At 66.0% G+C, this 10054-nt stretch carries 12 protein-coding genes; 7 read left to right on the forward strand and 5 right to left on the reverse strand.

Annotated features, from left to right (window positions below; all coding sequences use genetic code 11):
* Positions 1-112 precede the first annotated feature (112 nt).
* Entirely contained in the window at positions 113-937 is an 825-nt protein-coding gene (locus Q7T84_RS16420; RefSeq protein WP_304810962.1) for a DUF2145 domain-containing protein, read from the forward strand.
* A 40-nt stretch (positions 938-977) separates the two neighbouring features.
* Complete coding sequence (locus tag Q7T84_RS16425; protein ID WP_304810964.1) at positions 978-1574, forward strand: DUF4126 domain-containing protein; 597 nt, start codon at positions 978-980, stop codon at positions 1572-1574.
* On the opposite strand, the gene Q7T84_RS16430 is transcribed toward Q7T84_RS16425, so the two are convergent.
* Positions 1571-1972, reverse strand: a complete 402-nt coding sequence (locus tag Q7T84_RS16430; protein WP_304810966.1) for a YidB family protein — start codon at positions 1970-1972, stop codon at positions 1571-1573. The two genes, Q7T84_RS16425 and Q7T84_RS16430, sit on opposite strands and share 4 nt — an antisense overlap.
* A 136-nt stretch (positions 1973-2108) precedes the next feature.
* Here Q7T84_RS16430 and Q7T84_RS16435 point away from each other — a divergent pair, with 136 nt between their 5' ends.
* Together Q7T84_RS16435 and Q7T84_RS16440 are read left to right on the forward strand one after the other, a co-directional pair.
* The gene (locus tag Q7T84_RS16435) at positions 2109-2729 is read left to right on the forward strand and encodes a hypothetical protein (protein WP_370653681.1); all 621 of its coding nucleotides are present in this window, start codon (positions 2109-2111) and stop codon (positions 2727-2729) included.
* A 48-nt stretch (positions 2730-2777) separates the two neighbouring features.
* Complete coding sequence (locus tag Q7T84_RS16440) at positions 2778-3470, forward strand: NnrU family protein (RefSeq protein WP_304810968.1); 693 nt, start codon at positions 2778-2780, stop codon at positions 3468-3470.
* Here Q7T84_RS16440 and Q7T84_RS16445 read toward each other — a convergent pair.
* Positions 3467-4150: an aspartate/glutamate racemase family protein gene (locus Q7T84_RS16445; RefSeq protein WP_304810970.1), complete on the reverse strand. Its 684-nt coding sequence runs from the start codon at positions 4148-4150 to the stop codon at positions 3467-3469. The two genes, Q7T84_RS16440 and Q7T84_RS16445, sit on opposite strands and share 4 nt — an antisense overlap.
* A 3-nt stretch (positions 4151-4153) precedes the next feature.
* On the reverse strand, positions 4154-5890 hold the full coding sequence (ilvD, locus tag Q7T84_RS16450) for a dihydroxy-acid dehydratase (RefSeq protein ID WP_304810972.1): 1737 nt from the start codon (positions 5888-5890) through the stop codon (positions 4154-4156).
* Positions 5891-6036: 146 nt separating this feature from the next.
* Here ilvD and Q7T84_RS16455 point away from each other — a divergent pair, with 146 nt between their 5' ends.
* On the forward strand, positions 6037-6597 hold the full coding sequence (locus tag Q7T84_RS16455; RefSeq protein ID WP_304810974.1) for an RDD family protein: 561 nt from the start codon (positions 6037-6039) through the stop codon (positions 6595-6597).
* Here Q7T84_RS16455 and Q7T84_RS16460 read toward each other — a convergent pair.
* Together Q7T84_RS16460 and Q7T84_RS16465 are read right to left on the reverse strand one after the other, a co-directional pair.
* Complete coding sequence (locus Q7T84_RS16460) at positions 6594-7073, reverse strand: glutathione peroxidase (RefSeq protein WP_304810976.1); 480 nt, start codon at positions 7071-7073, stop codon at positions 6594-6596. The two genes, Q7T84_RS16455 and Q7T84_RS16460, sit on opposite strands and share 4 nt — an antisense overlap.
* Positions 7074-7112: 39 nt before the next feature.
* Positions 7113-8039, reverse strand: a complete 927-nt coding sequence (locus Q7T84_RS16465) for a Gfo/Idh/MocA family protein (RefSeq protein ID WP_304810978.1) — start codon at positions 8037-8039, stop codon at positions 7113-7115.
* Between the two features lie 118 nt (positions 8040-8157).
* Here Q7T84_RS16465 and Q7T84_RS16470 point away from each other — a divergent pair, with 118 nt between their 5' ends.
* Together Q7T84_RS16470 and Q7T84_RS16475 are read left to right on the forward strand one after the other, a co-directional pair.
* Positions 8158-9162: an NADP-dependent oxidoreductase gene (locus tag Q7T84_RS16470; RefSeq protein ID WP_304810980.1), complete on the forward strand. Its 1005-nt coding sequence runs from the start codon at positions 8158-8160 to the stop codon at positions 9160-9162.
* Between the two features lie 86 nt (positions 9163-9248).
* The coding region (locus Q7T84_RS16475) for a cobalamin biosynthesis protein CbiG (RefSeq protein WP_304810982.1) at positions 9249-10054 on the forward strand (806 nt) is incomplete at its 3' end.

A 10054-nucleotide genomic window follows, 5' to 3' on the forward strand; every position in this document is an offset into this window, starting at 1 on the left:
CCGGCGATTCGGCCAAATTCGCATCCGGGCCGCTGAAAGTGGACGACCGCGTCGTCGTCTCGCCCGATCCGGCGCCGGCCGTGCCCTACGACGTCGCTCAGCCCGTCGCCCGATGAAGCTGCTCGTCGCGGTCCTGGCCGCCGCCCTGATGACCGGCGCCGCCCCGCCGGCCGCCGCTCAGGACTCGTCGGCGCGGGCGATCGTTCCGCACTTCACGCCGCAGCAGGCGGCATCATTTTCCAAGCAGATGGAACGCGACCTAGCGGGGCGGGGCGCGCGGGTGGCGATTGTGTTCCGCGCCGGCCGCATGCGCGACCAACTGCCTGAAGGCATCGCCTATACGCACGGCGCCTTCTGGGTCTATCGCGACATCCAGACCGCCGACGGCCAGTCGTTGAAGGGCTATGCTGTCTACAATCTCTATGCCGGCGACGGCAAAGCCTGGCCGAAGGGCGAGAGCCGATTGGTCCAGGACTTCCCCCTGGACTTCACGCGCGGGTCCACGGTCAACGACATGGCGGTGATCGTTCCCAGCCCGGAGATGCAGCGACGCATCCTGGCGGTGATCGATAGTCCGACCTATGAGAAAGTCCACAATCCCCAGTACTCGCTGGTCGCCAATCCCTGGGCGCGCAAGTACCAGAACTGCAACAACTTCATGCTGAACGTGATCGGATCCGGGATCTGGGAAACCGACAACCCCGCCCAGATCACCGCCAATCTGAAGGCCCACTACAAACCGACCGTGGTCAAGGCTAACGGCCTGGTGCGTTTCTTCGGCCCCCTCGCCGATCAGCGACTGCGGACCGACGACCAGGACGCCACGATCCGCACGGCGACCTATGAGTCGATGGCCGTCTTCATGCGCGAGCACAAGCTCCTGCAAGACGCCTACATTTTCAACTACGAGCCCCGAGCGGCTTCTCCTCCCAGTTGAACGGCGTTACGCTAAACTCATTGCTGCGTGAGGGCGGGAAATGGGCGCTGTCGAACTGGTCGGCGTGGCCGCGAGCCTGAGCTTCCTCGCGGGGTGGCGGCTCTATGCCTGCGTCGCCGCCGCGGGCATGGCCATGCGGTTCGGGTTCCTCGACCTGCCCCAGCAGATCCAGTCCCTGGACGCCTTGGCCAACCCTTGGGTGATCGGGGTGGCTGGCGTCGCGGCGATCGCCGAGTTGGTCGCCGACAAGGTGATGTGGTTCGACAGCCTCTGGGACGGCGCCCACACCTTCATCCGCCCCCTGGGCGGCGCGTTGCTGGCGCTGGCCGTGGTCGATGCGCACGACCCTGCCTGGCAGGTGATCGTCTTCCTGCTCGGCGGGGGGGCCGCGCTGCTTAGCCATAGCGCCAAGGCCAGCGCCCGGGCGGCGGTCAACACCAGTCCAGAGCCGATCAGCAATATCGCCGTCAGCACAACCGAGGACGTGGTCACCGCCGGCGGACTGTGGCTTGCGCTCAGTCAGCCGGCGATCGCCATCGTGGTGGCTCTGGTGCTGTTCGTCGGCTCGATCGGCCTCATCATCCTGAGCTGGCGTATCCTGACCCGGCTCAAGCGATGGTGGTCGAGCGTCCTCTAGCCTTTCAGCTTGCCCAGGATGTCGGCAAGCCCGCCAAGACCGCCGAAGCCGCCCTGTCCGCCGGTCGGAAGTTGGCCATCGGGCGTCAGGTGATCGATCACCTGCGGAAGGACTTTAGCCAGGGTGTCGGCCGCGGTCGTCGGATCAACGCCGAGCTTGGCGGCGAAGTCAGCCACCATGCCCGACGACAGCACCGCCTGAATTTGTTCAGCTGAAATCGGCAGGTTCGCGCCACTGGCGATCCACGACTGGGCGACGCCGCCCAGGCCGCCCTTTTCGAAAGCGTTCATCAGGCCGCCGAGACCGCCCTCCTGGCCCCCCAACAGATCGGTGATCGCTCCAATCGGAGAACCTTCACCGCCTGAGGCGCCGCCCAAAATACCGTCCAACAAACCCATATCGCGCTCCTGAAGTCCTTAGGTGGAAGTCATCGCCCCGCGACGCCGACGACAAGAAGACACCAAGTGCGTGACAGTTCAATCGGCAGGCCGGCGAAGTCTTCTCCAAGAGCGCGAACAGCGGTAGCGTCGACAGATGAGTGAATGGCCAAGGCTCCTGCTGCTGCTGGCTCTCGCCGGGATCGCGGTGACCGTGCTGGGTAGCGCCGCCATCTGGCTGATGGACGAGGAGCGGCGCATCGGCCGCGCGCTCAAGCGCGTATTGAAGGGCCCGCCCGAGGCCGTCATCCTGGCGCCAGGACGCGGCCGAGGCGCGGGCTTCAACTTTTCCGCCGGCGTCATGGCCGTGGCCTGGGATAGCGGCGCTTGGCTGCTGCCCTACCGGGTGGACGAACTGGTCGGAGCCGAACTGATCGTCGACGGCCAGGTGCTAGCGCGGGTCCATCGCGGCGAATCCCGCCTGGCTCTGGACCAGGCGGTCGAACACGCCGCGCGCGTCACCCTGCGGCTGATCTTCGATGACCCGTATCATCCCGACTTCGATCTGGATCTATGGCTGGCCGGCGACGAGACGCGGCGGCGCGCCTCATCCCCCAGCGACGCTGTGCAGGAGGCCAACCAGTGGCTGGCCCGGGCCGAGGCGATCCTCCGACGTCCGATCGCGCCACATACGGTCGGGCCTCGCGCTCCAGAACCTGACGATGAAGTCGAGGATGAGCCGCCCTTCTACCTGGACGACGACGAGCGCTTGCCTTGACGCTGTAAACGGACGAGCGCAGCCTTCAGCGAACAATGAGGGTTGACCATGCTCAGTCTGCTCGCCGCCGCGGCCTTCTTCGTTCTCCTGCACCTACTGGTTTCAGGGACCCGGGTCCGCGACGCTCTGACCGGCACGCTAGGTCAGGGACCGTACATAGGCCTCTTCTCCCTCGCCTCGGTCGGCGGACTGGTCTGGCTGGGCTTCGCCTTTTCGGCCGCGAGGGGCGCACCTGACAATGCCGCCTATTGGCAGATCACGCCGCTCACCCGCCATGTCCAACTGGCGCTGCAGCTCATCGCGGTGCTGTTCATCGTGCCTGGCCTCACCACCCCCAATCCGACCAGCGTCCGCCAGGAAGGCGCGCTGGAGCGTCCCAACGTGGTCCAGGGCATGCTGCGCATCACCCGCCACCCCTTCCTGTGGGGGGTGGCGATCTGGGCGGCGGGCCATCTGCTCGTCAACGGCGACCGGGCGAGTCTCGTGCTGTTCGGCTCCATGCTGATGTTGGCGCTGCTGGGCACGTCCAGCATCGACGCCAAGCGCAAACGAGCCCTGGGCCAGACCTGGGACGCTTTCGCGGCCCAGACCTCAAACCTGCCGTTCGCCGCCATCGCCAGCGGCCGGCAGTCTCTAAGAGGCGGAGAAATCGGGTGGTGGCGCATCCTGCTGGCTGTCGCGGTTTGGGCGGTCCTGACCTGGGGCCATCCCCACCTGTTCGGCGTCGCCGCCCTGCCCTAACTCAGCGCGAAGTCCACGCCGGCCTGCGCGTGGACCAGGGCTGTGTCGATCACCGGCAGGACAAGATCCGACGGCGACAACAGCAGCCCGACCTCGGTGCAGCCGAAAATCACGCAATCGGCCTCGGTCGCCTTGGCGATCATGTCCAGCACCTCGGCCTTGGAGGCCGGCGTGACCACACCCTGGCAGAGCTCGTCATAAATAATGGCGTGCAGCCGCGCGCGGTCGGCCTCGGCGGGGATCATCGCCTCCACGCCCTGAGCGCTGAGGCGGTCACGGTAGAACGGCTTTTCCATCGTAAAGCGCGTGGCCAGCAGCAGCGGCCGTGAACAGCCCGCCGCCTTCACGGCGCCCGCCGTGGCGTCGGCGATGTGGATCAGCGGCACGCTGATCGCCGCCTGCACCTGATCGGCGACCAGGTGCATGGTGTTGGCGCCGATCATGATGGCCTGCGCGCCCGCCCCTTCCAGCCGGGCGGCGGCCTGGGCGAGCACGTCGCCGGCCGCCTCCCAGTCTCCGTCGGCCTGCATCTGGGCGATGGGCGCGAAATCCACCGACCACATGAGCATCTGCATCGAGTGCAGCCCGCCTAGCCGCTCGCGCACCAGGCGGTTCATGGCCTGGTAGTAGAGCGTGGTGCTCTCGGCGCTCATGCCGCCCAGCAGTCCGACGGTGCGCATGCCCTAGAGATCCGCGTAGATGTGGGTTTCTTCAGCCGCGCCCGGATGGGTCAGGGCCCCCAGGTGGGCTGGACCCACGACCTGCGCGTACTTCCAGAGCGCGCCGGAGTTGTAGTTGGTCTTGCGCGGCGCCCACTCGGTCTTGCGGCGAGCCAGCTCGGCCGGTTCGACTTCCAGGTCGATGGTCCCGGCGTCGGCGTCGATAGCGATGATGTCGCCGTCCTTCACCAGCGCAATGGGGCCGCCCATCTGGGCTTCGGGACCCACATGGCCGACGCAGAGGCCCCGCGTTCCGCCCGAGAAGCGGCCGTCGGTGACCAAGGCCACCTTGTCGCCGCGTCCCTGGCCTGAGATCGCCGCCGTGGTCGAAAGCATCTCACGCATGCCCGGACCGCCCCTGGCGCCTTCATAGCGGATGACCAGCACTTCGCCGTCCTTGTAGTCGCCAGCCTCGACCGCGTCGAAGCAGGCCTGTTCGCCGTCGAACACCCGGGCCGGGCCGCGGTGGCTGCGATGGCTTTCCATCCCGGCCACCTTGACGATGGAGCCGTCTGGGGCGAGCGAGCCCCAAAGGCCGACCACGCCGCCGGTGGGCGACAGCGGGTTGGACACCGGGCGGATCACCACCTGGTCGTCGCGCCACTTCACGTCCTTCAGGTTCTGCGCGATGGTCTTGCCGGTCACGGTCATGCAGTCGCCGTGGATGAAGCCGCCTTCCAGTAGGGTCTTCATCAGCATCGGCATGCCGCCCGCCTCGCCCATGTCCTTGGCCACGAAACGTCCACCGGGCTTGAGGTCGGCGATGTAGGGGGTGCGGGCCGCGATCTGCGCGAAGTCCCGCAGGGTGAACTCGATGCCGCACTCGTGGGCCATGGCCGGCAAGTGCAGGCCGCCATTGGTCGATCCGCCGGTCGCGGCGACGACCACGGCGGCGTTCTCGAACGACTTGCGGGTGACAATGTCGCGCGGGCGCAGTTGCTCGGCGATCAGCCGCACCACCGTCTCGCCCGAGGCCACGGCGTAGGCGTCACGGGTCAGATAGGGCGCAGGCAGCGAGGCCGAGAGCGGCAGGGCCAGGCCGATGGCTTCCGACACGCAGGCCATGGTGTTGGCCGTGAACTGGCCGCCGCAAGCGCCGTCCGACGGACAGGCGTGCTGCTCCAGCGAGCACAGGTCCTCCAGGCTCATCTTGCCAGCCGAGTGCATGCCGACACCTTCGAAGACGTCGACCACGGTGACGTCCCTGCCCTGCCATTGGCCGGGCAGGATCGAACCGCCGTAGAGGAACACGCTGGGAACGTTCAGGCGCAGCATGGCCATCATCATGCCCGGCAGGCTCTTGTCGCAGCCGGCCAGACCGACCAGGGCGTCATAGCCGTGGCCGCGCATGGTCAATTCGACGCTGTCGGCGATCAGGTCCCGGCTGACCAGCGAGGAACGCATGCCCTCGTGGCCCATGGCGATGCCGTCGGTGACCGTGATGGTGCAGAACTCGCGCGGGGTGGCGCCGGCCTTCTTGACCCCCTCGCTGACCGCGTGCGCCTGGCGCATCAAGGCGGTGTTGCAAGGCGCGGCCTCGTTCCAGCACGACGCCACGCCGACGAAAGGCTGGGCGATCTCGCGGCTGCCGAGCCCCATGGCGTAGTAGTAGGACCGGTGCGGCGACCGCGCGGGCCCCTCCGTCACATGCCGGCTGGGAAGATTGGACTTATCCCAGGTTCCGTCGGGCTTCCGGGTCATGATCGCGCCTTCCACTGAAGAACTGTCTTCCGACCGGTCATGCCAGAGGCGCGGACGACGCGGTGAGAATCTTGATTGACAATGCTCAAGCCCAACTGGAACAATAGCAGAACATCTGAAGAAAATGCTGTCGATCCGAGGGGACGATGAGTTCGAAAAACTGGCAGGACGTTCGACCTCACCCGTGGCGTCGCTATGCAGCTAGGGCGGCAGATCTGATCATCCTTGGAACCGTCATGTGGTTCCTGATCGGCGTGATTTTCGGCCTCGTCGCGCCGGAAGCCGCAGAATACTTCTTCAGCGGCATAGGTCAGTTTCCACTCCTTGAAGCGATGCTCAACATCGTCTTCGCTATCCCCATCACCGCAGTCTTCATCGCCACGCTCGGGCTCTCACCTGGCAAGTGGATATTTGGCGTAAGGGTGTCAAAGGACGGTCGCCCCATCGGCCTCGCCGAGGCGCTCAAGCGCGAAGTGTCAGTGTTGGTGTTCGGCTGGGGGCTCGGCCTACCTATCGTCTCGATCTTCACCCTCATCCGTTCCTTCACCAATCTGAAGGTGGACGGTGAAACACGCTGGGATGCCCGAGGCGGCTATGTCGTTACTCATCGTCCACAGACAATGATCGCCACCGGTTTAATGTGGTTCGCCTTCGTGGTCTTGGCGACCGTCACGATCGGGCTAAAGCTGCTCCTGGGCGGCGCCTAAAGCGCCGCTTTAACCGCCCCGACCACCTCGTCATCCAGCGGCTCGGTGCGGGGACCGAAGGCGCGGATCAGCTTGCCGTCCTTGCCGACCAGGATCTTGTGGAAGTTCCAGACAGGTTCGGCCGGCTCACCCAGCACGTCCTTGGCCCACTTGTAGAACGGGTGGGCTGTATCGCCCTTCACGTCAGCCTTTGCGGTGAGCGGGAAGTCGATATTGAACTTGGTCTCGCAGAAGTCCTTGATCTCTGCCTCGGTGCCCGGCTCCTGGCCGGCGAACTGGTTGCAGGGCACGCCCAGCACCACGAGACCTTGGTCCTTGTAGTCGGAATAGAGCTTCTCCAGCCCCTCGTACTGCGGGGTCAGGCCGCACTGAGAAGCCGTATTCACCACCAGCACGACCTTGTCCCGGTACGTCTCCAGCGGCAGGGGCGCGCCATCGATGGTGTGGAACTCGAAGTCGTAAGCAAACTTGGTCATGACGTGCTCCACCAAATGGGTGAGGAGAGCCTAACCCCGCTAGCTGCGATCCTCCAGGGCCTGTTCGACGGCTAGCGCCAAATCGAGCGCGCGAGCCGCCTCTTCCGCCGTCACGATGGGCCGGGGAGCCTCGCCGCGCACCGCGGCCAGGAAGCCCTCGACACTGGTCGCCAGGGTGTCCTTCACCGCCGGCGTATCGGCATAGTCGGGATTGAGCGCGAAGCCGGTGGTGTTGCGGAACTCGTGGGTGACGAAGTCGATCTCGACCTCGCCTGACGGATAAACCAGCAGCATGCTGCGCTTGCGCTCCAGCGCCATGCGTGAGGCGTCGAAGATCGCGGTGAAGCCGTCGTCGAATGTCACCTCTGCCCGGGCCTGATCCCAGCCACCGGAGAAATCGACCGTCCCCTCGCCCTCCACAGCCACCGGCTGCGCCGTCGAGAGCGACAAGGCCAGGTCCAGGTCGTGGATCATCAGGTCCAGCACCACCGAGACGTCCAGGCTGCGCTCGGACGGCGTGCCGTAGCGGATCGACTCCAGCCGCAGCGGTTGCTCGGGAATATCAAACAGGCCCATGGCCTGGAACACCACGCGTTCCTGATGACCGCAGGCGACGACCAAGTTCTGCTTGGCCGCCTCGGCGATGATCTTGTCGGCGTCGGCCAGGCTGATCGCCAGCGGCTTTTCGATGTAGACCGGCTTGCCGGCGGCGAGCGCGGCCATCGCGCCCTCCATATGGACGCTGGCCGGCGAAGCCACCGTCACCACGTCGCAGGCTTCCAGGAACTCGTCCATACGATGGAAGGCTCGGCCGCCCAGCGGCACGGCCAGGGCCGCGGCGCGGTCGGGATGGTGGGTGTCGAGGACCGCCGAGAGCACCGCCCCCTTGGCGCCCGCATATTTGCGCGCATGGTGTCCGCCGAAGACGCCGGCGCCGATCACGCCGCCTTTGAGGGGTTCGCTCATGGACTCGCTCCGACACACTGCTGACCTTGCGCTTTACAGGCCAAGCCCCCTCGACGCCACCTGACCTCATGCCTAAACATTCGTTTGAACATCGCTTACGATGTAAGGGAGACGTCCAATGACCACCTCACGCGAAGTCCGCTTGAAGAGCCGTCCGGTTGGCCTGCCTGTCGCCGGCAATTTCGAAATCGCCACCGTCACCCTGCCCGATCCGGCGGCCGGCGAGGTCCAGGTCCGCAACAGCTGGATGACCGTCGACCCCTACATGCGCGGCCGCATGAACGACGTGAAGAGCTACTCCCCGCCCTTCGCGCTCGGCGAGGCCATGCAAGGCGGAGCGGTCGGCGAGGTGATCGCCTCCAACGATCCGAGCTTCCAGGTCGGCGATCTGGTCCAGTCGAACTACGGCTGGCGCGAAGCCTATAACGCCCAGGCCTCGATGGTGCAGAAGCTGAACACCTTCGGCCTGCCGCCCCAGGCGTTCCTGGGCGTCGCCGGCATGCCCGGCATGACCGCCTATGCCGGCCTGCTGCGGATCGCGGCGCTCAAGGAAGGCGATGTCGTCTTCGTGTCGGCCGCGTCCGGCGCCGTGGGATCGGTCGTCTGCCAGATCGCCAAGATCAAGGGCCACAAGGTGATCGGCTCGGCGGGCGGTCCCGAGAAGGTGAAGTTCCTGAAGGAGGAACTCGGGGTCGACGTAGCCATCGACTACAAGGCCACGCCCAACCTGATGAAGGCCCTGGAGGACGCCGCCCCCGAGGGCATCGACGTCTACTTCGAGAACGTCGGCGGCGAGCACCTGGAGGCGGCGCTCAACTCCGCGCGCCCGTTCGGCCGCTTCGCCCTGTGCGGCATGATCTCGATGTACAACGCCACCACCCCGCCGCCCGGCCCGCGCAACATCGCCCTGGCGGTCGGCAAACAGCTTCGGCTGGAGGGGTTCATCGTCTCCAACCACTACGACATGCTGCCGTCCTTCCATAAGGACCTGGCCGAGTGGCACGCGGCCGGCAAGATCAAGTGGAAGGAAACCGTGCTCGAAGGGATCGACAAGGCCCCCGAGGCCTTCCTCAAGCTCTTCTCTGGCGAAAACTTCGGCAAGATGCTGGTGAAGCTGAGCTAGCTCCACCTTCGTGATCGCTTCCGGCGTTGGCCCGCCGGGAGCGACCAGCTACAAGCCGAGAGGTAGCACCTCACTCGGAGTTCGCCGTGTCCCGCCTGTTCAGCGCCTATGTGATCGTCGATTGGAGCGCGGCGGCCAAGCCCTCCACGGGGCCGGACTCCGTCTGGATCGGCGTGGCGAAGCGCGACCTGCGTTTCCGCCTGACCTTCGAGTCGCATAATCCAGCCACCCGCGGCGAGGCCGAGAAGAAGCTCGCCGACATCCTGGACGATTTCAAAAAGCGCGGCGAACGCGCGCTGGTCGGTTTCGACTTCCCGCTGGGCTTCCCTCGTGGGTTCTCCAAGGCCCTGAATCTGACCGGCGAGCATCCCTGGCGCGCGGTCTGGGACCAACTCGACAAGATGGTCAAGGACAAGGCCGACAACACCAACAACCGCTTTGGTGTCGGCTCAGAGATCAACCGGCGCATGACCGGCGGTCCCTTCCCATTCTGGGGCTGCCCGCCAAAAGACGCCCTGACCACCCTGCAGCCCAAGCGCACGCGCCCCCACGGCCCCGACGACCTGCCGGAGTTCCGCCACACCGATCTGGCGGCCAAGGGCGCGGCCTCGATCTGGAAGCTCTATTACAACGGCTCGGTCGGCGGTCAGGCGATCCTGGGCATTCCCGCCGCTCGCCGCCTGAAGCTCGCCCGTGGCGAGGCCGTGAAGGTCTGGCCGTTCGAAACCGGCTTCAAGACCCTTACCGAAGCCGACCTCGCCGGCGTCGAGGTGGTGGTGGCCGAGGTCTATCCCTCTCTCTACAAGGCCCAGCCCCAGCCGGGCGAGGTCAAGGACCAGGCCCAGGTTCGCGTAGCCGCCGAGCACTTCGCGCGGCTGGATGAGACGGGAAA

The sequence above is a fragment of the Phenylobacterium sp. genome, assembly GCF_030654915.1.
GTDB lineage: Bacteria > Pseudomonadota > Alphaproteobacteria > Caulobacterales > Caulobacteraceae > Phenylobacterium.

Excerpts from the sequence above, each read along its gene's own strand:
- Q7T84_RS16420 (WP_304810962.1), top strand. The coding sequence starts at position 113 with ATGAAGCTGCTCGTCGCGGTCCTGGCCGCCGCCCTGATGACCGGCGCC.
- Q7T84_RS16425 (WP_304810964.1), top strand. The coding sequence starts at position 978 with ATGGGCGCTGTCGAACTGGTCGGCGTGGCCGCGAGCCTGAGCTTCCTC.
- Q7T84_RS16430 (WP_304810966.1), bottom strand. The coding sequence starts at position 1,972 with ATGGGTTTGTTGGACGGTATTTTGGGCGGCGCCTCAGGCGGTGAAGGT.
- Q7T84_RS16435 (WP_370653681.1), top strand. The coding sequence starts at position 2,109 with ATGAGTGAATGGCCAAGGCTCCTGCTGCTGCTGGCTCTCGCCGGGATC.
- Q7T84_RS16440 (WP_304810968.1), top strand. The coding sequence starts at position 2,778 with ATGCTCAGTCTGCTCGCCGCCGCGGCCTTCTTCGTTCTCCTGCACCTA.
- Q7T84_RS16445 (WP_304810970.1), bottom strand. The coding sequence starts at position 4,150 with ATGCGCACCGTCGGACTGCTGGGCGGCATGAGCGCCGAGAGCACCACG.
- ilvD (WP_304810972.1), bottom strand. The coding sequence starts at position 5,890 with ATGACCCGGAAGCCCGACGGAACCTGGGATAAGTCCAATCTTCCCAGC.
- Q7T84_RS16455 (WP_304810974.1), top strand. The coding sequence starts at position 6,037 with ATGAGTTCGAAAAACTGGCAGGACGTTCGACCTCACCCGTGGCGTCGC.
- Q7T84_RS16460 (WP_304810976.1), bottom strand. The coding sequence starts at position 7,073 with ATGACCAAGTTTGCTTACGACTTCGAGTTCCACACCATCGATGGCGCG.
- Q7T84_RS16465 (WP_304810978.1), bottom strand. The coding sequence starts at position 8,039 with ATGAGCGAACCCCTCAAAGGCGGCGTGATCGGCGCCGGCGTCTTCGGC.
- Q7T84_RS16470 (WP_304810980.1), top strand. The coding sequence starts at position 8,158 with ATGACCACCTCACGCGAAGTCCGCTTGAAGAGCCGTCCGGTTGGCCTG.